Origin of the sequence: Pseudomonas sp. 21LCFQ010 (assembly GCF_024129905.1) — a bacterium.
Lineage (GTDB): Bacteria > Pseudomonadota > Gammaproteobacteria > Pseudomonadales > Pseudomonadaceae > Aquipseudomonas.
Map to the genome: position 1 here is coordinate 50577 of NZ_JAMYDZ010000006.1, position 24823 is coordinate 75399.

A 24823-nucleotide genomic window follows, 5' to 3' on the forward strand; every position below is an offset into this window, starting at 1 on the left:
GCGCCACTCCTATATATGAGGTGTCGTCCGTTCAACTGCGATCTTGATCAGTTTTGCGTAATAGAAACCATCATGCCCACCCTCTTGAGCCAGCAACTGGCGACCATGCGGTTGCTTGATGCCTGCCGCTGGCTGGCCTTGCTGGCCGGCGATGTCCAGTTCGCGGGCACCCGCTGTGCGGGCCAGAAACGCGCCGATGACGTCGGTGTTTTCGGTCGGCAGGGTCGAACAGGTCGCGTACAGCAGGATGCCGCCCACTTCCAGGGTCGGCCACAGCGCATCGAGCAGTTCGCCCTGCAGCGTAGCCAGGGCCGGGATATCGTCGGCCTGGCGGGTCAGTTTGATGTCCGGGTGACGGCGGATCACGCCGGTGGCCGAGCACGGGGCGTCGAGCAGGATGCGCTGGAACGGTTTGCCGTCCCACCATTGCGCAGTGTCGCGGCCGTCGGCGGCGATCAGCTCGGCATCGAGGCCCAGGCGGTCAAGGTTCTCGCGCACCCGTACCAGCCGCTTGGCTTCCAGATCGACGGCGACCACACCAGCCAGATCTGCCTGGACTTCCAGCAGGTGGCAGGTCTTGCCGCCCGGTGCGCAGCAGGCGTCCAGTACCCGTTGCCCCGGCGCCAGTTGCAGCAGGTCGGCGGCCAATTGGGCGGCTTCATCCTGCACGCTGATCCAGCCCTCGGCAAAGCCCGGCAGATTGCGCACGTCGGTGGCCTCGGCAAGCACGATACCGTCCTGGCTGAACTGGCAGGGCTGCGCCTCGATCGCGGCGGCCTTGAGCAGCTCCAGATACCCGGCCCGGTCGTGATGGCGGCGGTTGACCCGCAGGATCATCGGCGGGTGGGCATTGTTCGCCGCGCTGATGGCTTCCCATTGTTCTGGCCAGGCGGCTTTCAGGGCTTTTTGCAGCCAGCGCGGGTGGGCGGTACGCACCACCGGGTCGTGTTCCAGTTCAGCCAGCAGCGCCTGACCTTCGCGCTGGGCACGGCGCAGTACCGCGTTGATCAGGCCCTTGGCCCAGGATTTTTTCAGCTTGTCGGCGCAGCCCACGGTCTCACCGATGGCGGCATGTGCCGGGATCCGGCTGTAGAACAGCTGGTACAGACCGATCAGCAGCAATGCCTCGACATCGGCATCGGCGGCCTTGAAGGGCTTTTGCAGCAATTTGGCGGCCAGTGCCGACAGGCGCGGTTGCCAGCGGGCGGTGCCGAAGGCCAGGTCCTGGGTCAGGCCACGGTCACGCGGCTCGACCTTGTCCAATTGCGCGGGCAGCGAACTGTTCAGCGATGCCTTGCCACTGATCACGGCGGCAAGGGCTTTGGCGGCAGCCAGACGCGGGTTCATTGGCCCAGTACCGTACCGGTGGCGAATTTCTCGCGGCGGCTGTTGAACAGGTCAGCGAAGTTCAGCGCTTTGCCGCCCGGCAGTTGCAGGCGGGTCAGGCGCAGCGCCTGCTCACCACAGGCAACCAACAGGCCGTCCTTGCTGGCGTCGAGGATGGTGCCCGGCACGCCGCTGCCATCGGCCAGGCTGGCAGCCAGCACTTTGAGGGCTTCGCCAGCTAGGGTGCTGTGGCAGATCGGCCAGGGATTGAACGCACGGATCAGACGCTCCAGCTCAATGGCCGGGCGGCTCCAGTCCAGGCGTGCTTCATCCTTGTTCAGTTTGTGGGCATAGGTGGCCAGGCTGTCGTCCTGGACTTCGCCGGTCAGCGAGCCGTCTGCCAGGCCGGCAATCGCTTGCAGCACGGCAGGTGGGCCGAGTTCGGCCAGACGGTCATGCAGGCCGCCGCCGGTGTCGTCGGCGCTGATCGGGGTGACGCTCTTGAGCAGCATGGGACCGGTATCAAGGCCTGCCTCCATGCGCATCACCGTGACCCCGCTTTCGGCGTCACCGGCCTGCACCGCGCGCTGGATCGGCGCAGCACCGCGCCAGCGCGGCAGCAGCGAGGCGTGGCTGTTGATGCAGCCCAGACGCGGAATATCCAGCACCACTTGCGGCAGGATCAGGCCGTAGGCGACCACCACCATCAGGTCGGGCTGCAGCGCGGCCAGTTCGGCCTGGGCCTGGGCATCACGCAGCGTCGGTGGCTGCAGCACGGGCACGTTGTGCTGCTGGGCCAACTGCTTGACCGGGCTGGGCATGAGCTTTTGCCCACGGCCGGCCGGGCGGTCGGGCTGGGTGTAGACCGCCACGATCTGATAAGGGCTGTCGAGCAGGGCCTTGAGGTGTTCGGCGGCAAATTCCGGGGTGCCGGCGAAGACGATGCGCAGTGGCTCAGTCATGGGCTTCTCGTTCCATAAAAAAAGCAAAAGGCCCGTGACAGGCCTTTTGGTGAGTGACAACGGATCAGGCTTTCTGCTTGTGCTGTTTTTCCAGCTTCTTCTTGATCCGGTCACGCTTGAGGGTCGACAGGTAGTCCACGAACAGCTTGCCGTTGAGGTGGTCGCACTCGTGCTGGATGCACACCGCCAGCAGGCCTTCGGCGATCAACTCGTAAGGCTGGCCGTCACGGTCAAGGGCCTTGACCCGGACCCGCAGCGGGCGGTCGACGTTTTCGTAGAAGCCGGGCACCGACAGGCAGCCTTCCTGATACTGGCCCATGTCTTCGCTGAGGGTTTCAAGCTCCGGGTTGATGAATACCTGCGGCTCGCTGCGGTCTTCGCTCAGGTCCATGACCACTATGCGCTTGTGGACGTTGATCTGGGTGGCTGCCAGACCGATGCCAGGTGCTTCGTACATGGTTTCAAACATGTCGTCGATCAACTGGCGGATGGCGTCGTCCACGACCGTCACCGGCTTGGCGATGGTGCGCAGGCGCGCATCGGGGAATTCGAGAATGTTTAGGATGGCCATATACGTAAGTGCTGCACTGATAGGGTAAAGTCAGGACTGGCTGCCAGGCGTGGAACGCCTTTTCTCCACTGCGCCTGACACGAATCAGAACACGGCTGTGGGCGTGCGCCAGGAGGCGGGTTCAGGTCGTCTTCCAGTCAAGCGATGCCACATGATAAAGGGATTCACCGCATGAGGAAAACACTACTCGCCCTGCTGCTGTTGACAGCCACTGGTCTGGTGCAGGCGCAAGTGCAACTCAGGGATGGCCATCCACAGAGTTACACCGTTACAGCCGGTGACACGCTGTGGGACATTTCCGGTAAATTTCTGCGTGAGCCATGGCGCTGGAAAGAGATCTGGCGTGCCAACCCCGGTATTCAGGATCCTGACCTGATCTACCCCGGCGACACCCTGAGCCTTACTTATGTCGACGGCAAGCCGCAGGTGGTGCTGGGGCGCGGCGAATCGCGTGGCACGGTCAAGCTTTCGCCACGGGTGCGCAGCTCACCGACTGTCGAGGCCATCCCCAGCATCCCGTTGGGTGCGATCAACGCTTTTCTGCTCAGCAACCGGATCGTCAACAGCGCTGATCAGTTCCGCCAGGCGCCGTACATCGTCGCCGGTAATGCCGAGCGGGTGCTCAGCGGTCAGGGCGACCGGATCTACGCCCGTGGCGAGCTGGACAATACCCACACCATCTACGGCATCTTTCGCCAGGGCAAGGTCTACACCGACCCTGAGACCAAGGAAATTCTCGGCATCAATGCCGACGATATCGGCAGTGGCGAAGTGGTCGCCAGCGAAGGCGACATCTCAACCCTGGTCATGCAGCGCTCGACCCAGGAAGTGCGCCTTGGTGACCGGCTGTTCGCCAGCGAAGAGCGGCCGATCAACTCGACCTTCATGCCCACTGCGCCCGCCTCGACCATCGACGGGCTGATCATCGATGTGCCTCGCGGCGTGACGCAGATCGGCGTCAACGACGTGGTGACCCTCGACAAGGGCCGTCTGGATGGCCTGGCAGAAGGCAATGTGCTGGCGATCTACAAAACCGGCGAACACGTGCGCGACCGGATCACCGGCGGGCAGGTGAAAATTCCGGACGAGCGGTCCGGGTTGCTGATGGTGTTCCGCACCTATGACAAGCTCAGTTACGCCTTGGTCCTGCACGCCAACCGGTCGTTGAGCATCATGGACAAGGTACGTAATCCCTGATTCTGCACAGCCTGTATGGGTGAACAGGGAGCGTTCACTTTTACAGTGTTGTTCACAGAGTTATCCACAGGTTGCGCACGTGTAATGGTGCGCTGCGGATCAGGGATGATCGTATGCCATTGTTTGAAAATTACTCAATTTCACCGGCTGAACTTGAAGCCCGGCTGCGCTTGCACCGGCTACCTGATATCGGCCCGGCTCGCTTTACCCGACTCATCGAAGCCTTCGGCAGTGCCAGTGCGGCGCTGGCGGCACCGGCCAGTGCCTGGCGTTCCTTGCGTCTGCCCCAGGCCAGCAGCGAAGCCCGGCGTGCCGCTTTGGTGCGCGATGGGGCCAGCGCTGCGCTGGCCTGGATCGAGCGTGCGGGCCAGCATTTACTGATGTGGGACGACCCTGCCTACCCTGCCCTGCTGGCTGAAATCGCCGACCCGCCACCGCTGTTGTTCATCGCGGGCGACCCAGCTTTGCTCGAGCGCCCGCAACTGGCAATGGTCGGCAGCCGCCGTGCCTCAAAGCCTGGGCTGGACACCGCCAGTGCCTTTGCCCGCAGTCTGGCGGCTGGCGGGTTGGTGATCACCAGCGGTCTGGCGCTGGGGGTGGATGGGGCTGTGCATCAGGCTGCGCTGGACGTGGGTGGCTCTACCATCGGGGTGTTGGGCACGGGGCTGGAAAATTTTTATCCACAGCGCAATCACGCCCTGGCCAGACGCATGAGCGAGCAGCGTGGTGCCGTCATTTCCGAGTTTCCCCTTGATGCAGGTCCGCAAGCAGCCAACTTTCCGCGCCGCAACCGGATCATCAGCGGTCTGTCGCTGGGGGTGCTGGTGGTTGAGGCCAGCGTGCGCAGCGGCTCGCTGATCACCGCCCGGATGGCCGCCGAGCAAGGCCGTGAGGTGTATGCGATACCGGGGTCGATTCATCATCCCGGTGCACGGGGTTGTCACCAATTGATTCGCGATGGCGCAACATTGGTGGAAAGCGTCGAACACATCCTTGAAGGTCTGCGTCACTGGCAGGTGGCAAGCACGGTGGTCGAGCCTGCACTTGCGGCACCAGCCGCCCATCCGCTGCTGGCCCTGTTGCATGCCGCGCCGCAGACCAGCGAGGGTCTGATGCTCAGCAGTGGCTGGGCATTATCCAGAGTGCTGGCCGCGCTGACCGAGCTGGAGCTTGAAGGCCGGGTCAGTTGTGAGGGCGGGCGATGGTTCGCTGCCGGTGACTAAGGGTACACTGCCGCCCAATCTATTGGAGAGACAGCAATGGTCAACAGTTGGCGTGTGCAACAAGCCGCTCGTGAAGTCAGAGCCGGGGCGGTGATTGCCTATCCAACCGAAGCGGTTTGGGGGTTGGGCTGTGATCCTTGGGATGAAGAGGCGGTCTGGCGGCTGCTGGCAATCAAATCACGGCCGGTGGATAAGGGTCTGATTCTGGTCGCGGACAATATTCGCCAGTTCGACTTTTTGTTCGAGGACTTCCCCGAGCTTTGGATTGATCGCATGGCCAGTACCTGGCCCGGCCCGAATACCTGGCTGGTGCCACACCAGAACCTGCTGCCCGAATGGGTCACCGGCCAACACGACACCGTAGCCCTGCGGGTCACCAGCCACCCGCAGGTGCGCGAGCTGTGCGCACTGGTCGGGCCGCTGATTTCCACCTCCGCCAACCCGGCGGGCCGCCCCGCTGCGCGTTCACGGTTGCGGGTCGAGCAATACTTCCGCGGCCAGATCGACCACGTGCTCGGCGGCAGCCTGGGCGGGCGCCGTAATCCAAGCGTGATCCGTGATCTGGCGACCGGGCAGGTGGTTCGTCCCGGCTAGAGTCAATACTGCTCGATTAAGCACCACAAATCTTTGTGGGAGCGAGCTCTGCTCGCGACGAGACCAGTAAAATCACAGTATTTGTGGCGAATGCACCGCCGTCTTCGCTAGCAGGCTAGCTCCCACTGGGTCGGCGTTGTGCCGAGCACTTGGGCCAGGCACAAACCCGGTGGGAGTCGGCTCAGCCCACGGATGCTATGGCATGTCCACAGACAAACCGAAAGACTTGCACAGAGCCATAGAGTCTCCCACCAGGCCGATCAAGGAATCAGAATGGTCGAACCGGTGGTGCGGCGCGCCGCCAGTTCGGTCTGTGCCTGGGCTGCATCCTGCAGGGCGTACTGCTGGATGTCGTTGACCTTGATCTTGCCGCAGGCCAGCATGTCGAACAGCTCATCGGCCATGCTCTGCAGGCTTTGCGGGGTGTTGGCGTAACTGCCCAGGGTTGGTCGGGTGACGTACAGCGAACCCTTCTGGGCCAGCAGCCCCAGGTGGACGCCGGTCACCGCGCCCGAGGCATTGCCGAAGCTGACCAGCAGGCCACGCGGCGCCACGCAATCGAGTGAGGTCAACCAGGTGTCCTTGCCCACGCTGTCATAGACCACCGGGCACTTCTTGCCGTCAGTCAGTTCCAGCACCCGCCTGGCCACGTCTTCATGGCTGTAGTCGATGGTCTCCCAAGCGCCCAGGGCCTTGGCGTGAGCGGCTTTTTCCGCACTGCTGACCGTACCGATCAGGTTGGCGCCCAGCGCTTTGGCCCACTGGCAGGCCAGCGAACCGACGCCGCCGGCAGCGGCATGGAACAGGAAGGTTTCACCGGGTTTGATCTGGTAGGTCTGGCGCAGCAGGTACTGGGTGGTCAGACCCTTGAGCAGCACGGCGGCGGCCTGCTCGAAGCTGATCGCATCGGGCAGCTTGATCAGGTTGGCTTCTGGCAAGACATGAAATTCGCTGTAGCCGCCCAGCGGGCCGGTGCCATAGGCCACCCGGTCACCGACACTGAAGCGGCTTACTTCACTGCCCACCGCCTCGACGATACCTGCGCCTTCATTACCCAGACCGCTGGGCAGTTGTGCCGGGTACAGCCCGCTGCGGTAATAGGTATCGATGAAGTTCAGGCCGATGGCCCGGTTGCGTACTCGCACCTCCTGTGGGCCTGGCTCGGCGGGTTCGAAGTCGACGTACTCAAGGACTTCAGGGCCACCCGTCTTGCTGAACTGGATACGCTTTGCCATGTGCTCTCTCCATGATGTTGGATCCACTGTCTTCCCTATCGGACCCTTTCATGTGACGCACGTCAACTGCGAAGCCATTGCAGGCGATGTTATGCTACCCGCCACTTTGCCTGGAGCCCTTGTAGTCCGGGCACCAGACGTTTTTAGGGAGCCTCTAAAAACTGCCTGCGTTGCCATCGCTGCGTTAAAAACAGGCTCGGAATGCTCATTTACAACCCGTAAAGTCGAGCGCGACTCCGACTGTTCCTCGCCTGTTTTTGCCTTGCGCTGGCTGCCTCGCCGACGTTTTTAGAGGCTCCCTTTAGGGAGCGCCATGAATAGCCGTACCGAAGCCGTCAAAGCCTATCTGCTCGACCTGCAAGACCGTATCTGCGCCGCGCTGGAGCATGAAGACGGTGGCGCGCACTTCATCGAAGATGCCTGGGCCCGTGAAGCCGGGGGCGGTGGCCGTACCCGGGTCATCGAGAACGGCGCGGTGGTCGAGAAAGGCGGCGTCAACTTTTCCCATGTATTTGGCAGCAGCCTGCCGCCGTCGGCCAGTGCCCATCGGCCCGAGCTGGCCGGGCGCGGCTTCCAGGCGCTGGGCGTGTCGCTGGTGATCCACCCGCGCAACCCGTACGTGCCGACCTCGCATGCCAACGTGCGGTTCTTTATCGCCGAAAAAGAAGGCGAAGAACCGGTCTGGTGGTTCGGTGGCGGCTTTGACCTGACCCCTTACTATGGCGTCGAGGAAGACTGCATCCACTGGCACCAGGTCGCCGAACGCGCCTGCGCACCCTTCGGTGCCGACGTGTACCCACGCTACAAGGCCTGGTGCGACAGCTATTTCCACCTCAAGCATCGCAACGAGCCGCGCGGCATTGGCGGGCTGTTCTTCGATGACCTGAACCAGTGGGACTTCGACACCAGCTTCGCCTTCATGCGCGCCATCGGCGATGCGTACCTGGAGGCCTACCTGCCCATCGTGCGCCGCCGCAAGGCCGCTGCCTGGACCGTGCAACAGCGCGAATTCCAGGAGTTCCGCCGTGGGCGTTATGTCGAGTTCAACCTGGTCTACGACCGTGGCACGCTGTTCGGCCTGCAATCGGGCGGGCGTACCGAATCGATCCTCATGTCCCTGCCGCCGCAGGTACGCTGGGGCTACGACTGGAAAGCCGCACCGGGCAGCGAAGAAGCACGCCTGACCGACTATTTCTTGCAGGACCGCGACTGGCTGGCCCTCGCCGCGCCCGACCAGACCCAGTGATCAACAGGAAGCCCAATGGACCACTACGTCGTCTTCGGTAACCCCATCGGCCACAGCAAATCGCCGCTGATTCACCGCCTGTTTGCCGAGCAGACCGGCCAGCAACTGGACTACAACACCGCACTGGCACCGCTGGACGGTTTTGCCGGCTATGCCCGGGACTTCTTTGCGACTGGCCGGGGCGGTAACGTCACTGTGCCGTTCAAAGAGCAAGCCTTCGCCCTCGCCGACCAGTTGACCGAGCGCGCCCGCCGCGCCGGTGCGGTGAACACCCTGGCCAGGCAGGCCGACGGCACCTTGCTGGGTGACAACACTGACGGTGCCGGGCTGGTGCGTGACCTGACCGTCAACTGCGGCCTGGCGCTGCGCGGCAAACGCATCCTGCTGCTGGGGGCCGGTGGTGCCGTGCGCGGCGTGCTGGAGCCATTGCTGGCCGAGCAACCCGAGGTCCTGGTGATTGCCAACCGTACCGTGGAAAAGGCCGAGCAACTGGCCCGCGAATTTGCTGATCTGGGGCCGCTGTCGGCCAGCGGCTTTGACTGGCTTGAAGAGCCGGTGGACGTGATCATCAATGCCACTTCGGCCAGCCTGTCCGGCGAGCTGCCGCCGATTGCGCCAAGCCTGATCGAGCCGGGCGTGACCTTCTGCTACGACATGATGTACGGCAAAGAGCCGACCGCCTTCTGCCGCTGGGCCAGCGAACACGGCGCCGTGCGCGTGGTGGACGGCCTGGGCATGCTGGTCGAACAGGCCGCCGAAGCATTTATGTTGTGGCGCGGGGTGCGCCCTGACTCGGCACCGGTGCTGGCTGAAATGCGCCGGCTACTGGCCCAGGGCTGATCCGCTGCTCAGCGCGAAGCCTCGAACCTGACCGGGCACTGCTCGACGCCCTCCAGCTTCTGCAACTCTTCAACCACATGGGGCCGGGCGTTGCGCAGGGTCAGGCTGCGGTTCTGTTTGCCCAGCCGCCGGGCTTCCTGGTGCAGCATTTCGACCCCGGAGTAGTCGATGAAGTTGATGTGCTGGGCCTCGATCACCACATGCTGACCTTCGGTGCGCTGCAGGCGGCTTTGCAGGTAGTGGTTGGCGCCGAAGAAGATCGAGCCGCCAAAGCGCAGGATTTCCTGGTCACCGTCGCGCCATTGCTGAACTTGCGGCTGTGAGGTGCGCTTGAGGTAGAAGAACAGCGAAGCCAGTACCCCGGCGTAAATTGCGGTTTGCAGCTCCAGCAGCAGTGTCGCCACGCAGGTCAGGAGCATGACGAAGAACTCTGAACGGTTGACCCGCAACAGCGCGGCGATGCTCTTGCGATCCACCAGCCCCCAGCAGATCAACAGGATTGAGGCCGCCATGGCCGGAACCGGAATGTGCGCGATCAGCCCGGCGCCTGCCACCGCGAACAGCGCCACCCACAGCGCCGAGAACACCCCGGCCAGCGGCGAGTGTGCGCCGGCCTCATAACTGAGCGCGGCGCGGGTGAACGAGCCGGCCGACAGATAGCCAGAAAACAGCGCACCGACCATGTTTGACAGGCCCTGTCCACGGACTTCCTGGTTGGCGTTGATCATCTGCTGCGAGCGCGCCGACAGCGAGCGGGCAATCGACAGGCTGTTGACCAGCCCGAGCATGCCCACGGCGACGGCGGTCGGCAGCAGGCGAATAATCAGTTCCAGATCCACAGTGAGCGGGCTGAACGGCGGCAGGTGGCCGACGAATGCCTTGACCAGCGGCACGTGACCGAACAGCGACGGCCACAGCCAGACCAGCAGGCTGCTGGCAACCAGGGCAATCAGCAAGGTGGGCCAGCGCGGCACCAGAGTTTTGAGCAGCATGCCCAGCGCCAGAGTCAGTACGCCCAGCGCCAGTGATACCGGGTCCAGTTCACCGGCATGCGTCATCAGCGCCATGAAGCTGTTCAGTGCGGTGCTCTGGCTGGGCAGGCTCAGGCCCATCAGGTTGGGCAGTTGGCCAAGGGCGATGACGATTGCCGCGCCGAGGGTGAAACCGACCACCACCGAGTGCGAGACGAAGTTGACCAGCGCGCCGAACCGCATCAGCCCCAGCAGCATCTGGAACGCCCCGGCGATGAAGGTCAGCAGCAGAATCAGGGCGATGTAATCCTGGCTGGCCGGCACCGCCAGCGGGCTGACACTGGCGTACAGCACCACGGAAATCGCCGCTGTCGGGCCGCAGATCAGGTGCCACGACGAACCCCACAAGCATGCGATCAGCACCGGCACAATGGCCGCGTACAGTCCGTACTCCGGGGGTAGCCCGGCGATCAGCGCATAGGCGATCGATTGTGGCAGGGCGAGGATCGCCCCGCTCAGGCCCACCAACGCATCACGGCTGACACTCTGGCGGGTCTGCTGTGGCAGCCAGGCAAGAAAAGGCAGGTACTTGTGGCGCTTGAGCCGACCCATGGGTTCCTCATTGTGAATGGCTGTAGTCGATCACCTGCCGCCCCGGCGCCGCGCCGTAGGACCGGCTTCAGCCGGGAAAACTTCGCGGCTAAAGCCGCTCCTACGGGATAACCATTAAAACTCAATGGTTTGCAGTTTTTTGATGAGGATCGCTGCAGCGGCGCGGTCTTCGCGGCTGAAGCGGATCGCCGCCCGGTTGTTCCTGCAACCTTGATTAAAGTCCGGACTTTACCGCCGCCAATCCATCCTGGCCATCCAGGGTTTTCACCCCTTTGAGCCACTGCTCCAGCACCGCCGGGTTGGCCTTGATCCAGGCTTTGGCGGCGTCATGATTGCTGACTTTGTTGCTCACCACCTCAGACATGATGGTGTTTTCCATGTCCAGAGTGAAGCTCAGGTTGCTGAACAACTGTGCAGCGTTCGGGCAGGCCTGGGCATAGCCCTTGCGGGTCACGGTATAGACCGAGCCGGTTGCGCCGAAGTATTTCTCGCCGCCCTTGAGGTAATGCATGCCTTTGATCTGCACGTTCATTGGGTGTGGGGTCCAGCCGAGGAACACCACGAACGCCTTGCGCTTCACATTGCGGTTCACTTCCGCGAGCATCGCTTGCTCGCTCGATTCCACCAGCTTCCAGTTACCCAGACTGAATTCGTTGTTCTTGATGATTTCCTGCAACGACAGGTTGGCCGGCGCACCGGCGCCGATGCCGTAGATCTTCTTGCCGAATTTGTCGGCGAATTTTTCCAGGTCGGCAAAATCACGGACCCCGGCCTCCCACACATAGTCCGGTACGGCCAGGGTGAATTCGGTGCCTTCAAGGTTTTTGCTCAGTTGCGTGACCTCGCCGCTGGCAATGAACTTGTCATGAAAGCCCTGTTGGGCCGGCATCCAGTTACCGAGAAATACATCCAGCTGGCCGTCCTTGAGGCCGCCATAGGCAATCGGTACGGCCAGGGTATCGACCTTGGCGCTGTAGCCGAGGCCATCGAGCAACAGACCTGCGACCGCGTTGGTGGCGGCGATGTCGCTCCAGCCCGGATCGGCCATCTTCACGGTCTTGCAGCTTTGCGGGTCAGCCTGGGCCGCTACGCTGCCCAGGGTCAGGATGCTTGCCATCAGTGCTACGGATAACGTCTTCATGCAGATGCCCTTTGAAGTTATTGGTCTTGGCAGAAGTCGGATCAAACGCGTCAGGGGGTGGGGAAGCGTGCGCGGCGCTCCAGGTCGTCCAGGTCGATGTGGTTGCGCATGTACTGCTGGCTGGCATCGACCAGTGGCTGGTGGTCCCAGCTCTTGAGTTTGCCACTGGCCAGCGCCTTGGCCACAAAGCGGCGGCGGCGCTGGCTGGCGAGTACCTGTTGGTGGATCGCCGGGATGTCCCAGCGTTCACGCGCCTCGGCCAAAAATGCCTCGAACAGCGCACGATGCGCCGCTGACTGGCTGAGGTCTTGTTGTTCCTGCGGATCGTTGTGCACATCGAACAACAGGCACGGGTCCTGTTCCGAGTAGATGAACTTCCAGGCGCCGCGGCGGATCATCATCAGCGGGCTGGTGGTGCCTTCGGCCATGTATTCGCCAAAGACCTCGTCATGCCCGCCACTGCCTTGCAGGTGTGGCAACAGCGAGCGGCCATCGAGCGGCAGGTTGTCATCCACTCGCCCTGCGGCCAGCTCGACCAGGGTCGGCAGCAGGTCGGCGGTAGACACCGCCGCACTGACCCGCCGCGCCGCGAACTGCCCCGGTGCATGAATCAGCAGCGGCACCCGGGCGGCCATTTCAAACCAGTGCATTTTGTACCAGAGGCCGCGCTCGCCGAGCATGTCGCCGTGGTCTCCGGAGAACACGATGATGGTGTCCTCGGCCAGGCCGGTGTCTTCCAGGGTCTGCAAGAGCTTGCCAATGTTGTGGTCGATGTAGCTGCAAGCGCCGAAGTAGGCACGCCGGGCGTCACGGATCTTGTGTTCGGGCAGCGGTTTGTCCCATAGATCGTAGACCTTGAGCAGCCGTTGCGAGTGTGGGTCCAGCGCATTCTGGTCGGCATGGGCCACCGGCATCGGAATTTCGTTGTCGCTGTACAGGTCCCAGAACGCCTTGGGAATGGTGTACGGGTCATGCGGGTGAGTCATCGACACAGTCAGGCAAAACGGCGCATCGCCGTCCTGGCGCACATGGTCGAATAGATACTGCTGGGCCTTGAACACCACCTCTTCGTCGAAATCCAGCTGGTTGGTGCGCACGCAGGGACCGGCCTGCAACACCGACGACATATTGTGATACCAGCTTGGGCGCACGTCGGGCTCGTCCCAGTTCACCGCCCAGCCGTAGTCGGCCGGGTAGATGTCGCTGGTCAGCCGTTCTTCATAGCCGTGCAACTGGTCCGGGCCGCAGAAGTGCATCTTGCCCGACAGCGCGGTGCGGTAGCCGAGGTTGCGCAGGTAGTGCGCGTAGGTCGGAATATCGGCGGGAAAGTCAGCTGCGTTGTCGTAGGCGCCGATCTTGCTCGGCAACTGGCCGCTGACCAGCGTGAAACGCGATGGCGCGCACAGCGGGCTGTTGCAGTAGGCCGCCTCGAACACCACCGCTTCGCGGGCCAGGCGGCTCAGGTTGGGCAACTTGATCGGTGACGGCGCATAGATCGGCAGAATGGGCGCGGCCATCTGATCGGCCATGATGAAAAGAATGTTTTTGCGTTTCATTGCGCGGCATCCCATTGCGAGGGTTTATGCGAAAGTGGTGTAGTCCAGCATGGAGCTGGCGGTTTTTCCGGTAAAGCCCACGCATCGCAATGACTAGGATAAGTGCAGCTTATGTTTGAGAGCCTTGGCGGACAGTCACTGGACCTGCTGCGGGTATTCGAGGCCGCAGCCCGCTCGCGCAGTTTTACCGCGGCGGCCAGCGAGCTGGGCACCACCCAGCCGGCGATCAGCCAGCAGATCAAGCGCCTGGAAGAGCAACTGGCGACCCGGCTGTTCGACCGGGTGTATCGCGGCATCGCCCTGACTGAGGCCGGAGAAGAACTGTTCAGCCATGTGCAGGCCGGTCTGCAGTCCATCGATTCTGGCCTGACCGCCATTACCCGGCGGCATCAGCATGAAGTGCTGCAGGTCGCCACCGATTTTGCCTTTGCCGCCTACTGGCTGATGCCGCGCCTGCATCGCTTTCACCAGCTCAACCCGGACGTGGATGTCAGCCTGGTCACCAGCGAGCGCAGCCACGGCATGTTGCGCGCCGATATTGATGTGGCGGTGCTGTTCGGCGATGGGCGTTTTCAGCAGGGCCAAAGCCACTGGCTGTTCAGCGAAGAAGTGTTTCCGGTATGCAGCCCGCGCTTGCTGGCTGGTTGCCCGCCGCCTCTGGCGCTGGAAGTTTTGCGCGAGTTGCCGTTGCTGCACCTGCGCAACCAAGGCAGCCTGTGGTTCGATTGGGCCGGCGTGTTCCGCGCCCTCGGCATCGAACAGGCACCTGCCCCCGGCCAGTTGCGCTTCGACAATTACACCCTGCTGATCCAGGCCGCCATTGGCGGACAAGGCGTTGCATTGGGCTGGCGGCATCTGGTCGACAACCTGATTGAGCAAGGGCTGCTGTGTCGGCCGATCAGTGCCAGCGTCATGTCCGCATCGGGTTATTACCTGGTGCTGCCGCAACGCAAACGGCGCCTGCCACTGATCCAGCAATTCGTTGACTGGCTGATCAGCGAGCAGGCGGATAGCCAGGGGGCATTGACTGCTCGGCCACTGCCACCGATTGCAGTCTGAGCGTCTGGCGTGGGATAACGAGGCATCTTTGATTGAATGTGAAGGAGCACGGTAATGCCGCAAATCCACGGCTATCACGCCCATGTGTATTTCGATGCGCAGACCATCGACCAGGCCCGCGCCTTGTGCGAGGCCGCCACGGCGAAATTCGAGATCCAGATGGGCCGGGTGCATCAGCAACGGGTCGGGCCGCACCCGGACTGGAGCTGCCAACTGGCATTCGCCCATAAGGACTTTGCCGACATCGTGCTGTGGCTGGCACTGAATCGCAAGGAGCTGGTGGTGTTCCTGCATCCGCTGACCGGTGACGAACTGGCCGATCATACGGCGCATGCGATCTGGATGGGCGCGGTACGTCCGCTGAATCTGGACGTGTTCGAACGCTGAACAGCTTTGCTGTAGGAGCGGCTTTAGCCGCGAAGCCCTGCGCCGCTAAAGCTGCGCGATAAAGCTGTGCCGGGCGATTCCCCGCCGGGATCTGCGTCTTGCTCAAGTAATAAATCCGACGCAAACCCGGTGGGAGGCGGCTCTGCCGGCGAAAGCAGCGCATAGCGCTGCCAAAGGGCACTACCTCAATTCAGCACACCATCGAGAATCGCATAGACAATCCCGGTGCCGACCGCGATCAATACGATATCCGTGCCGGTACGGCGCCATTCATAGCCCTGATAATGCGGCAGTTCGCGCAGCGCCCTGGCATCCAGGCGCTTGCCATAGCCGGGCGGCAGCGGCTTGCCCTTGACGATGTGCACATGGGGCGGCAACGGCTGACCACGACCAATTAACTCGCGGTGCTGCTGGAACTGCTGGCGCACCGGGCCGAAGTCTTGCGGTGGGCCTTTACCGCCATGGTTGTCATGGCCGCGTCCGGGTTTGTCTGCCGGTCCTTGCTGATGACCGCCGCGCTCGTCGCGACCATGGCCACGATCATCCGGCGGCGCGGCCTGCAACAAGGTGCTGGCGCTGATCATCAGGATACCGAGGCCGGCAACAATGCGGTTTGGCAATTTCATGGGTAGCGCTCCTGCATGCGGCAATGAAAAAGGGGTTCACGACACGAGTCGTGAACCCCTCAAGTCTTGCCATGTAGAGCGGCGCAAAGCCCCGCAATTCCTCTGTATCAGGAACTTTACCCAGGCTTACAAAGCCGTTACCACGTCCTTCGCGGCTAAAGCCGCTCCTACGGACCGTATACGTAGGAGCGGCTTCAGCCGCGAAGAATTCGACCTAGGTCCGAGCGCTTCGCACACCTTCGGCCAGCGCGGCGCACAGACTCAACACGCCATCGATCGCCTTGTCTGGCGATTGAGCCTTGGCGATCTGGTCGACCAGTGCCGAACCGACCACCACTCCGTCGGCCAGCCTGGCAATCGCCGCTGCCTGTTCCGGGGTGCGGATGCCGAAGCCGACACTGATTGGCAGCGTGGTATGGCGGCGCAGACGTTCGATGGCTTCAGTCACCTGGTCGGTGGTCGCAGAACCGGCGCCGGTCACACCGGCTACCGATACGTAGTAGACGAAGCCGGAGCTGCGCTCCAGCACTTTGGGCAGGCGGGCGTCGTCGGTGGTCGGAGTGGTCAGGCGGATGAAGTCGATGCCCGACGCCTGAGCCGGGGTCGCCAACTCGGCGTCGTGCTCTGGCGGCAGGTCAACGATGATCAGACCGTCGACCCCGGCTTGTTTGGCCTGGGCCACGAATGCTTCGACGCCAAAGCGGTGGATCGGGTTGTAGTAACCCATCAGCACGATCGGCGTGCTGTCGTCGTCAGCGCGGAACTCGCGGACCATCTGCAGGGTTTTCGCCAGGGTCTGGCCGGCATCCAGAGCGCGCAGGGTCGCCAGCTGGATCGCTACGCCATCGGCCATCGGGTCGGTGAACGGCATGCCCAGTTCGATCACGTCGGCGCCTGCGGCCGGCAGGCCCTTGAGGATTTTCAGCGAGGTGTCGTAGCCAGGATCGCCTGCGGTGATAAAGGTCACCAGGGCGGAGCGGCCTTCGGCCTTGAGCTGGGCAAAACGGTGTTCGAGACGGCTCATGCCTGCTTCTCCTGGTTCTGTTCGGCCGCAGCCATGTGGTTCATCACGGTTTGCATGTCTTTGTCGCCACGGCCCGAGAAGCACACCACCATCAGGTGATCCTTGGGCAGCGTCGGCGCCCGGCGAATGGCTTCGGCAAGGGCATGGGACGTTTCCAGCGCCGGAATGATGCCTTCCAGGCGGCAGCACTTGTGGAAGGCGTCGAGGGCTTCGTTGTCGGTGATGCTGACGTATTCGACGCGCTTAATCTCATGCAACCAGGCGTGTTCCGGGCCGATACCCGGATAGTCCAGGCCGGCGGAAATCGAGTGGGCGTCGTCGATCTGGCCGTCTTCGTTCTGCAGCAGATAGGTACGGTTGCCGTGCAGCACGCCGGGTACGCCGCCATTGAGGCTGGCCGCGTGCTTGTCGGTGTCGACGCCATGGCCACCGGCTTCAACGCCGATGATCTGTACCCCGCTGTCATCCAGGAACGGGTGGAACAGGCCCATGGCGTTGGAGCCGCCACCGACGCAGGCGACCAGGCTGTCGGGCAGCCGACCTTGCTTCTCCAGCATCTGTTCTTTGGCTTCTTTGCCGATTACCGACTGGAAGTCACGGACCATCGCCGGGTACGGGTGTGGGCCGGCCACGGTGCCGATCAGGTAGAAGGTGTTGTCGACGTTGGTCACCCAGTCGCGCAGGGCTTCGTTCATCGCATCCTTGAGGGTGCCGGTGCCGGAGGTGACCGGCACGATTTCGGCGCCCAGCAGCTTCATGCGGAACACGTTGGCCTGCTGACGCTCGATGTCGGTCGCGCCCATGTAGATCACGCAAGGGATGCCGAAGCGTGCTGCAACAGTGGCGGTGGCCACGCCGTGCATGCCGGCGCCGGTCTCGGCGATCAGGCGGGTCTTGCCCATGCGCTTGGCCAGCAACACCTGGCCGATGCAGTTGTTGATCTTGTGCGCGCCAGTGTGGTTCAGCTCTTCACGCTTGAAGAAAATTTTCGCGCCGCCCAAGTCATCACTCAGGCGCTCGGCGTAGTACAGCGGGTTGGGACGGCCGACGTAATCGCGCTGAAAGTAAGCCAGTTGCTCGGCGAACGCCGGATCCTGTTTGGCGGCTTCGTACTCGCGGTTCAGGTCGAGAATCAGCGGCATCAGGGTTTCAGCGACGTAGCGGCCGCCGAACGAGCCGAACAGGCCGTTGGCATCGGGGCCGTTACGCAAAGTGGTCTGGGTCATGAGCTACTCCGCAAATGAGTTGAGCCGTATGGGCAATGGGTACACTTTAACCAGCGCATGGCGCGCTGAAAACCGATAAGATCGCCGCAACCTGTCAGGAAAACTCAACTGTCATGAGCCGTGACCTGCCCCCCCTCAATGCCTTGCGTGCCTTCGAGGCCGTTGCCCGCCTGGGCAGCGTCAGCCAGGCCGCTGAACAGCTGCATGTGACCCACGGTGCTGTCAGCCGCCAGCTCAAGCTGCTGGAGGAGCATTGGGGGATCAGCCTGCTGCGCAAGGACGGGCGTGGCCTTAAACTCACAGATGCCGGTATCCGGCTGCGCGATGTCAGCGCTGAAGCGTTCGATAAATTGCGTGCCGTGTCGGCCGAGTTGAGCCAGGGCAGCGCCGACGCACCGTTCGTGCTCGGCTGTTCCGGCAGCCTGTTGGCGCGCTGGTTCATTCCGCGTCTGGGGCGTTTGAATGCCGAGTTGCCCGACCTGCGCTTGCACTTGTCTGCCGGTGAAGGCGATCTGGACCCCCGGCGTCCGGGGCTTGATGCCCTGCTGGTGTTCGCCGAGCCACCCTGGCCGGCTGATATGCAGGTGCTGGAGCTGGCCCGCGAGCGGATCGGCCCGGTACTCAGTCCGCATTTCGCCCGTTTTGAGCAACTGCGCCAGGCGCCGGCCCAGGCGTTGCTGAGTGAGTCGTTGTTGCACACCACGTCACGGCCACAGGCCTGGCCAAGCTGGGCGCAACACAATGGCATCGACCCGCAGGCGCTGCGGTTCGGGCAAGGTTTCGAGCATCTGTATTACTTGCTGGAGGCGGCGGCTGCCGGCCTGGGGGTCGCCATTGCGCCACAGCCGCTGGTCGCGGACGACCTGCGGGCCGGGCGTCTGGCAGCGCCGTGGGGGTTCAGTGAAACCCCGGCGCAGCTCGCGCTGTGGGTGCCGCGCCGGGCCGCTGACGGGCGTGCCCGGCAACTGGCCCAGTGGCTACGCGAGGAGTTGAACAGCGCGCGCTGATCAGTCGCCGCGTTTGCACAGCAGGTAGGCGGCCAGCAGGCCCAGTGCGCCGACCGCTACACCGGCGGTGGTCCATGGATGGTCCTGAGCGTAATCGCGGGTGGCGATGGCGTTTTCCCGGGTCTTGACCTTGACGTCTTCGTAGACATCGCTGAGCAGCCCGCGGGAATGACCCAGAGCGCGTTCGGCACTGGCCTTGAGGCTCTTGAGGGTCTTGTGCGACTCCTCGGATGCATCGGCCTTCAGGCTTTCCAGCGACTTGAGCAGACTTTCGATCTCTGCTTCAACGCTTTGCAGCGAAGCCTTGCGAAGGGAAGAACTAGCCATGGTATTTCTCCTGCAGTGATGAGTGGCGTGTGTTGATTCCGACTACGGCCCTTTTGAAAAGTGCAGTCGAAAATCCTCCGGCTTTTTACCGGCTGAACTTTTGCAGCGCTTGGGCACACAGAAACAGGGAGCGGCACGCCTGCTACGCTCGTTATGACCATCAAGGAGAATTGCCATGAGCGACCATCGCACCTACAAGAAGATCGAGTTGATCGGCTCGTCTACCACCTCGATTGAAGACGCCATCAACAACGCCCTGGCCGAAGCCAGCAAAAGCCTGACCCATCTGGAGTGGTTCGAAGTGACCGAAACCCGCGGTCATATCGAGAACGGCAAGGTGGCGCACTTCCAGGTCACCATCAAAGTCGGCTTCCGGATTGCCAATAGCTGAAGCACGTCACATTTGAGTGAGTCGGCCACTGAACCTTCAGACTGGCTCACTGCCCTATTTTGCGCGACACCTTCTCAGCCCGTTCACGGGCACCTTTTTGCAGTCAAAAACGGAGATGTGCTCATGAAGCGACTCATGCTGGCGGTAGGTTTGTTGACTCTGGCAGGTACAGCCGCTGCGGCGGGTAAACCTTGTGAAGAACTGAAGTCGGAAATCGACGCCAAACTGCAGGCCAAAGGCGTTACGTCCTATAGCCTGGAAGTGGTTGAAAAAGGCAGCGCCACCGACCAGCAGGTGGTCGGCAGCTGCGATGGCGGCACCAAGGAAATCGTCTACAAGCGTGGCTGAGGTGCCGGTTCTGCGGAGCCGCCTTCGCGGCTTTCGCGGCTAAAGCCGCTCCTACGGGGTCGCAGATCAGCCCTTGGCCACCTGCGCCAGGATCTCGAACGAGCGCAGACGGTCGGTGTGCTCGAACAGGTCGCAGGTGAAGATCAGTTCATCGGCCTCGGTCTGTTCCAGCAGCACGTCCAGTTTGGCGCGGATCTTCTCCGGGCCGCCAATCACGGCCAAGCCCAGAAAGCTCATCACCGCTTCGCGCTCATGGGGCAGCCACAACCCGTCCATGTCCGGCACTGGCGGGCGTTGCACCAGGCTATGGCCGCGCATCAGCGCCAGAATGCGCCGGTACACTGAGGTCGCCAGGTACTCGGCCTGCTCATCGCTGTCAGCCGCCACCAGTGGCACACCCAGCATCACATAGGGTTTATCGAGCACTTCAGAAGGCTGGAAGTGGTTGCGATAGACGCGAATCGCCTCGTGCATGTAGCGCGGCGCGAAGTGTGAGGCGAAGGCATACGGCAGGCCGCGCATTCCGGCCAGTTGCGCGCTGAACAGGCTTGAACCGAGCAGCCAGATCGGCACCTCGGTGCCATAACCTGGCACTGCGATCACTTTTTGCTCAGGCGTACGCGGCCCCAGATACTTCACCAGTTCGGCAACATCATCCGGAAAATCATCGGCACTGCCCGAGCGCTCCCGACGCAGCGCACGCGCGGTCATCTGGTCCGAGCCCGGCGCCCGGCCCAGCCCCAGATCAATGCGGCCCGGATACAGGCTGGCCAGGGTGCCGAACTGCTCGGCGATCACCAGCGGTGCATGGTTGGGCAGCATCACCCCACCGGCCCCCACGCGAATCGTCGACGTACCGCCGGCCAGATAGCCGAGCAGCACCGAGGTGGCGGAGCTGGCAATGCCGTCCATGTTGTGGTGCTCGGCCACCCAGAAGCGGTTGAAACCGAGTTTCTCGACATGTCGGGCCAGGTCCAGCGAGCGGTGCAAGGCATCGGCCGGGCCTTTGTCTTCGCGCACGGGCACCAGGTCGAGGGTGGAAATCTTGATATCGGACAGGCGTTTCATAAGCCGCGCATGCTCCTTTGAGTGACGTGAGCGGACTCAAGGCCCGTAATAACTCAGGGAATGAGGGTCAAGGAATGGGTTTTCAATGGCAGCTGATGAAATTTCCTACCTTAGTAGTAGGAATTAGCTCTTTGAACTTCCCCTGTGGCCCAGCCTCAGAACTCTTGTTGCTGTACGAAAAATGACCCGTTCACAAGGAGAGACCATGTCCATCGTCAAGAAAGCATCTGCTCATTGGGAAGGCGACCTGAAAGAAGGGATTGGCCACATTTCCACGGAAACCGGCGTGTTGCGTGAAGCCCCCTATGGCTTCAAGGCACGTTTCGAGGGCGGCAAAGGCACTAACCCGGAAGAACTGATCGGCGCTGCGCATGCCGGCTGCTTCTCCATGGCTTTTTCGATGATTCTCGGCGACGCCGGGCTGAAGGCCAAAAGCATCGATACCCAGGCCGAAGTGACACTGGAGAAGCAGGAAGGTGGGTTTGCGATCACTGAAATCAACCTGATTCTCAAGGCGGACATCCCCGGTGCCACGGAAGATCAGTTCCGTGAATTGGCCACCAAGGCCAAGGAAGGTTGCCCGGTTTCCAAGGTGCTCAACGCATCGATCACTCTGCAGGCGACCCTGGTCAACTGATGAATACGGCAGTCTGGTACCACGCCAGACTGCCGTGGGCGAACTCGATGAGCGGTAGTCAGGTCCAACCAGTATCGGCACAGCAGTGTGTGCCTTGTACGAAGGGATCGACCATGAAACGTCTGCTCGCTGCTTTGACCTGCACCCTCCTGGCCACCGGCGTCATGGCCGCGCCGAAATCCTGTGACGAGCTCAAGGATGAAATTGAAGCGCGGATTCAGGCCAATAATGTCACCTCCTACACCCTGGAAATCGTCAGCAATGACGAGGTTCATGACCCGAGTATGGTGGTCGGCAGTTGCGCCAATGGCACGCATAAAATCATCTATCAGAATAACGACCGCTAATCAGATGCAATGCATGTCCGAGTCGCGAGCAACCTCCTGCCGCTGCGCGTCATACAGCCGCGCCTCGATGTCATTGGCGAGCGAGCGCACTTGCAGGCGATAACGCTGCCCGGCCTTGAAACCCTCGTAATCGACATGGATAAAACAGGTGATGTCGGTGTAGTCGTCACTGAACATGCCCATTGCCGCACCTGAGCGATACTCATAGTCGTAGCGCACCACCAGTTGGTGGCGGCCAGGCGTCACCTGGAAATAGCGCCCGTCGTAGGTGTTCTCACCGTCGAGCTTGTCAGCCATCACCAGCCTGCCGGTCATGGTGTTGAGATCGACCCAGGCCAAGGCCGGATCATGGATTGGCAAGGGACCTGCACATCCGCTCAGGATGCCGAAGGCCAGAACAGGTAGTATGCGACGCATGACAGGCTCCAGATAGACGAGTGGCGATGATAGTGGCCGCGACTGTCGCTGTCCTCACCCTCTTCAGGATTGGTATTTCAGGGCGTCGTATGCCAGGACTTGATGTTTCGCGTCTTCGTTGTGGTCTGCTCATACTGTTGGCAACGCTGCTCGGCGGTTGTTCCAGTCTTTCCTACTACGGCCAGTTGGCGACCGGGCAATGGCAGTTATTGCAGGCCCGCGAGCCGGTGGCCGATGTAATCGCCGACCCAGGCCGCGACCCGGCATTGCGCAAGCATCTGGCCCTGGCCCAGCAGGCCCGGCGGTTTGCCAGCGAAACACTGCACCTGCCGGATAACCGCAGCTATCGGCTGTATGCCGACATTGGCCGACCGTTCGTGGTCTGGAACGTGTTTGCCACCGACGAATTTTCGCTGGAACCGTTGAGCCACTGCTTCCCGATTGCCGGTTGTGTGGCTTATCGCGGCTATTACAGCCTGGGCGGTGCGCGGGGAGAGGCGGCGCTGCAACGGCAGGCTGGCAAGGATGTGTTCGTGGCCGGTATCGAAGCCTATTCGACCCTGGGCTGGTTCAGTGATCCGATCCTTAACACCATGCTGGGCTGGGGTGACGAGCGTCTGGCAACGCTGATCTTCCATGAACTGGCCCATCAGCGTTTCTATGTCAAAGATGACACCGCATTCAACGAGTCGTATGCCAGCTTCGTCGAGCAGGAAGGCACCCGCCAGTGGCGCGCTGCGCGTGGGTTACCGGCTGTGCATGAGCGCCGCGCCGGGCAGCGCGAGGCGCTGACCCGCCTGGTGCTCGATACCCGCCAGCGTTTGCGCGCTTTATATACCCAGCCAATGCCCGCGACGTTGATGCGCGAACGCAAGGCCGCCGAGTTCGAGCGGTTACGCCAGGAGTATCGTGCGCTGCGCGATCAGCAATGGCCGGGCGACAAGCGCTTCGATGCCTGGATCAATGCGCCGCTGAACAACGCCAAACTGCTGCCCTTTGGCCTTTATGAGCAATGGGTGCCGGCTTTTGCCGCGTTGTTTGCGCAGGTCAACCGCGACTGGCCGGCGTTCTACATGCGGGTTGAACAACTAGGCAAGCTGGCGCCAGCCGAGCGCCAGGCCGCATTACAGACGCTGATGCCGATCGCCCCGGTAACCCCGATTACCCCGTAGGAGCGGCTTTAGCCGCGAAGGCTTCCCGGCTAAAGCGGATCGCCGCCCGGCGGCTCCTACGATTGGATCGCCATAAATCCCCGATGCAGTTCTGCCACGCTCGGGTAGTGATACTCCGGCGCTTCGGCCAGCAGTTCTTCGGCGCTGCCGAACCCATAACCCACTGCCGCGACCTGCAAGCCGTTGCGCCGTCCACCGATCAGGTCGTGCTTGCGGTCGCCGATCATCAGGGTCTGGGCCGGGTCGAGTTGCTCTTCGGCCAGCAGGTGGGCGATCAGTTCGACCTTGTCGGTGCGGGTGCCGTCCAGCTCGCTGCCGTAGATCACTTTGAAGTGCCGGGCAAAGTCGAAATGCCGGGCGATCTCCCGGGCGAATACCGACGGTTTGGAGGTGGCGACATACAAGGTGCGCCCCTGGCCGCTCAAGGTTTCCAGCAATTGCGGGATACCGTCGAACACCAGGTTCTCGTACAGCCCGGTGACCTTGAAGCGCTCACGGTAGAAATTCACCGCCTCCCAGGCCTTGGCCTCGTCCATGGCATAGGACTGCATGAACTGCTGCAACAGCGGTGGGCCGATGAAGTGTTCCAGCCGGGTGATGTCGGGTTCGTCGATGCCCAGCTTGCCCAGGGCAAACTGGATTGAGCGGGTGATGCCCAGACGCGGGTCGGTCAGGGTGCCGTCGAGGTCGAACAGGATGTTTTGTTGGTACATGGATGCTCGCGGGTCAATGGGGCCTGAAATTCAAAGCTGATCGAAGCCTTCAGCCAGATGCTGGTCCTTGAGCTTCACATAATTGCTGGCGCTGTAGGGAAAGAACGCGATCTCTTTCTCGGTCAAGGGGCGTACCTGTTTCACGGGTCTGCCGACATACAGAAAACCGCTTTCCAGCACCTTGCCTGGCGGCACCAGGCTGCCGGCGCCGATGATCACCTGGTCCTCGACCACCGCGCCATCCATGAGGGTGCTGCCCATGCCGATCAGGATTCGATTACCGATCCGGCAGCCATGCAACATGCATTTATGGCCGATGGTGACCTCATCACCGATCAGCAGCGGGAAACCGTCGGGGTTGAAGGGGCCGGCGTGGGTGATGTGCAGCACGCTGCCGTCCTGCACGCTGGTGCGGCTGCCGATACGGATCCGGTGCATGTCGCCGCGCACCACGGTCAGCGGCCACACCGAACTGTCGGCACCAATCTGCACATCGCCGATCACCACTGCCGAACTGTCGACGAAGGCCCGCTCGCCGAGGGCCGGGGTGTGCTGCTGGAACTTGCGAATGGCCACGATAGGCTCCTTCTTTATTCGTGA

At 62.3% G+C, this 24823-nt stretch carries 28 protein-coding genes; 13 read left to right on the forward strand and 15 right to left on the reverse strand.

What is annotated here, in order from left to right:
* Positions 1-9 precede the first annotated feature (9 nt).
* The 3 genes from rsmB to def form a co-directional block, all read right to left on the reverse strand.
* Positions 10-1347, reverse strand: coding sequence for a 16S rRNA (cytosine(967)-C(5))-methyltransferase RsmB (rsmB, locus tag NJC38_RS09435; RefSeq protein WP_253113777.1), 1338 nt, complete (start codon positions 1345-1347; stop codon positions 10-12).
* Positions 1344-2288 carry a methionyl-tRNA formyltransferase gene (gene fmt / locus NJC38_RS09440; protein ID WP_253113780.1) on the reverse strand — a complete coding sequence of 315 codons (945 nt, stop codon included), beginning with the start codon at positions 2286-2288 and terminating at the stop codon, positions 1344-1346. The genes rsmB and fmt overlap by 4 nt, the downstream gene beginning before the upstream one ends.
* 64 nt (positions 2289-2352) lie before the next feature.
* Complete coding sequence (gene def, locus NJC38_RS09445) at positions 2353-2859, reverse strand: peptide deformylase (protein ID WP_045485271.1); 507 nt, start codon at positions 2857-2859, stop codon at positions 2353-2355.
* Positions 2860-3030: 171 nt separating this feature from the next.
* Between def and NJC38_RS09450 the strand changes: the two genes are divergently transcribed.
* From NJC38_RS09450 to NJC38_RS09460, 3 genes are all read left to right on the forward strand, one after another.
* Positions 3031-4056, forward strand: coding sequence for a LysM domain-containing protein (locus NJC38_RS09450; RefSeq protein WP_045494048.1), 1026 nt, complete (start codon positions 3031-3033; stop codon positions 4054-4056).
* 113 nt (positions 4057-4169) lie between these two features.
* Positions 4170-5279, forward strand: coding sequence for a DNA-processing protein DprA (gene dprA, locus NJC38_RS09455; protein ID WP_253113783.1), 1110 nt, complete (start codon positions 4170-4172; stop codon positions 5277-5279).
* Between the two features lie 36 nt (positions 5280-5315).
* Complete coding sequence (locus tag NJC38_RS09460) at positions 5316-5873, forward strand: L-threonylcarbamoyladenylate synthase (protein WP_045485265.1); 558 nt, start codon at positions 5316-5318, stop codon at positions 5871-5873.
* A gap of 260 nt (positions 5874-6133) precedes the next feature.
* Here NJC38_RS09460 and NJC38_RS09465 read toward each other — a convergent pair whose 3' ends face one another.
* Entirely contained in the window at positions 6134-7108 is a 975-nt protein-coding gene (locus tag NJC38_RS09465; protein ID WP_253113785.1) for an NADPH:quinone reductase, read from the reverse strand.
* 313 nt (positions 7109-7421) lie between these two features.
* On the opposite strand from NJC38_RS09465, the gene hemF reads away from it, so the two are divergent.
* Positions 7422-8354, forward strand: coding sequence for an oxygen-dependent coproporphyrinogen oxidase (hemF, locus tag NJC38_RS09470; RefSeq protein ID WP_253113787.1), 933 nt, complete (start codon positions 7422-7424; stop codon positions 8352-8354).
* Between the two features lie 15 nt (positions 8355-8369).
* Positions 8370-9194: a shikimate dehydrogenase gene (aroE, locus tag NJC38_RS09475; protein WP_253113791.1), complete on the forward strand. Its 825-nt coding sequence runs from the start codon at positions 8370-8372 to the stop codon at positions 9192-9194.
* An 8-nt stretch (positions 9195-9202) separates the two neighbouring features.
* Here the strand turns inward: aroE and NJC38_RS09480 are convergent, their stop codons facing one another.
* From NJC38_RS09480 to betC, 3 genes are all read right to left on the reverse strand, one after another.
* Positions 9203-10777 (reverse strand): SulP family inorganic anion transporter, encoded by a 1575-nt coding sequence (locus NJC38_RS09480; RefSeq protein WP_253113794.1) that lies wholly within the window; start codon positions 10775-10777, stop codon positions 9203-9205.
* 214 nt (positions 10778-10991) lie between these two features.
* A complete protein-coding gene (gene choX, locus NJC38_RS09485; protein ID WP_253113797.1) occupies positions 10992-11918 on the reverse strand; it encodes a choline ABC transporter substrate-binding protein in 927 nt (308 codons plus the stop codon).
* A 50-nt stretch (positions 11919-11968) separates the two neighbouring features.
* Complete coding sequence (gene betC / locus NJC38_RS09490) at positions 11969-13474, reverse strand: choline-sulfatase (protein ID WP_253113800.1); 1506 nt, start codon at positions 13472-13474, stop codon at positions 11969-11971.
* 111 nt (positions 13475-13585) lie between these two features.
* On the opposite strand from betC, the gene NJC38_RS09495 reads away from it, so the two are divergent.
* A complete protein-coding gene (locus tag NJC38_RS09495) occupies positions 13586-14533 on the forward strand; it encodes a LysR family transcriptional regulator (RefSeq protein WP_253113802.1) in 948 nt (315 codons plus the stop codon).
* 54 nt (positions 14534-14587) lie between these two features.
* On the forward strand, positions 14588-14920 hold the full coding sequence (locus NJC38_RS09500) for a DOPA 4,5-dioxygenase family protein (RefSeq protein ID WP_253113805.1): 333 nt from the start codon (positions 14588-14590) through the stop codon (positions 14918-14920).
* 185 nt (positions 14921-15105) lie between these two features.
* On the opposite strand, the gene NJC38_RS09505 is transcribed toward NJC38_RS09500, so the two are convergent.
* The 3 genes from NJC38_RS09505 to trpB all read right to left on the reverse strand — a co-directional run bounded on the left by NJC38_RS09505 (position 15106) and on the right by trpB (position 17796).
* Positions 15106-15546 (reverse strand): anti-virulence regulator CigR family protein, encoded by a 441-nt coding sequence (locus tag NJC38_RS09505; RefSeq protein ID WP_045485239.1) that lies wholly within the window; start codon positions 15544-15546, stop codon positions 15106-15108.
* A gap of 214 nt (positions 15547-15760) precedes the next feature.
* On the reverse strand, positions 15761-16570 hold the full coding sequence (gene trpA, locus NJC38_RS09510) for a tryptophan synthase subunit alpha (protein ID WP_253113808.1): 810 nt from the start codon (positions 16568-16570) through the stop codon (positions 15761-15763).
* Complete coding sequence (gene trpB, locus NJC38_RS09515; protein WP_253113810.1) at positions 16567-17796, reverse strand: tryptophan synthase subunit beta; 1230 nt, start codon at positions 17794-17796, stop codon at positions 16567-16569. The genes trpA and trpB overlap by 4 nt, the downstream gene beginning before the upstream one ends.
* A gap of 65 nt (positions 17797-17861) precedes the next feature.
* Here trpB and NJC38_RS09520 point away from each other — a divergent pair, with 65 nt between their 5' ends.
* On the forward strand, positions 17862-18803 hold the full coding sequence (locus NJC38_RS09520) for a LysR family transcriptional regulator (protein ID WP_290447203.1): 942 nt from the start codon (positions 17862-17864) through the stop codon (positions 18801-18803).
* Here NJC38_RS09520 and NJC38_RS09525 read toward each other — a convergent pair whose 3' ends face one another.
* Positions 18804-19130 carry a DUF883 family protein gene (locus NJC38_RS09525; protein WP_045485227.1) on the reverse strand — a complete coding sequence of 109 codons (327 nt, stop codon included), beginning with the start codon at positions 19128-19130 and terminating at the stop codon, positions 18804-18806.
* 175 nt (positions 19131-19305) lie between these two features.
* Between NJC38_RS09525 and NJC38_RS09530 the strand changes: the two genes are divergently transcribed.
* Together NJC38_RS09530 and NJC38_RS09535 are read left to right on the forward strand one after the other, a co-directional pair.
* A complete protein-coding gene (locus NJC38_RS09530) occupies positions 19306-19521 on the forward strand; it encodes a dodecin (protein WP_045485225.1) in 216 nt (71 codons plus the stop codon).
* Positions 19522-19644: 123 nt separating this feature from the next.
* Complete coding sequence (locus NJC38_RS09535) at positions 19645-19869, forward strand: DUF1161 domain-containing protein (protein WP_045485223.1); 225 nt, start codon at positions 19645-19647, stop codon at positions 19867-19869.
* Between the two features lie 66 nt (positions 19870-19935).
* Here the strand turns inward: NJC38_RS09535 and NJC38_RS09540 are convergent, their stop codons facing one another.
* Positions 19936-20937: an LLM class flavin-dependent oxidoreductase gene (locus tag NJC38_RS09540; protein ID WP_045485221.1), complete on the reverse strand. Its 1002-nt coding sequence runs from the start codon at positions 20935-20937 to the stop codon at positions 19936-19938.
* A gap of 205 nt (positions 20938-21142) precedes the next feature.
* Here NJC38_RS09540 and NJC38_RS09545 point away from each other — a divergent pair, with 205 nt between their 5' ends.
* Positions 21143-21574: an OsmC family protein gene (locus tag NJC38_RS09545; protein ID WP_253113817.1), complete on the forward strand. Its 432-nt coding sequence runs from the start codon at positions 21143-21145 to the stop codon at positions 21572-21574.
* 113 nt (positions 21575-21687) lie between these two features.
* A complete protein-coding gene (locus NJC38_RS09550; protein WP_253113821.1) occupies positions 21688-21921 on the forward strand; it encodes a DUF1161 domain-containing protein in 234 nt (77 codons plus the stop codon).
* Here NJC38_RS09550 and NJC38_RS09555 read toward each other — a convergent pair whose 3' ends face one another.
* The gene (locus NJC38_RS09555; RefSeq protein ID WP_253113824.1) at positions 21922-22338 is read right to left on the reverse strand and encodes a DUF2057 domain-containing protein; all 417 of its coding nucleotides are present in this window, start codon (positions 22336-22338) and stop codon (positions 21922-21924) included.
* 89 nt (positions 22339-22427) lie between these two features.
* On the opposite strand from NJC38_RS09555, the gene NJC38_RS09560 reads away from it, so the two are divergent.
* The gene (locus NJC38_RS09560; protein WP_253113835.1) at positions 22428-23510 is read left to right on the forward strand and encodes an aminopeptidase; all 1083 of its coding nucleotides are present in this window, start codon (positions 22428-22430) and stop codon (positions 23508-23510) included.
* Between the two features lie 56 nt (positions 23511-23566).
* On the opposite strand, the gene NJC38_RS09565 is transcribed toward NJC38_RS09560, so the two are convergent.
* Positions 23567-24223, reverse strand: coding sequence for an HAD family hydrolase (locus NJC38_RS09565; RefSeq protein WP_253113837.1), 657 nt, complete (start codon positions 24221-24223; stop codon positions 23567-23569).
* A gap of 30 nt (positions 24224-24253) precedes the next feature.
* Positions 24254-24799, reverse strand: a complete 546-nt coding sequence (locus NJC38_RS09570) for a gamma carbonic anhydrase family protein (protein WP_045485209.1) — start codon at positions 24797-24799, stop codon at positions 24254-24256.
* Positions 24800-24823: the final 24 nt, after the last annotated feature.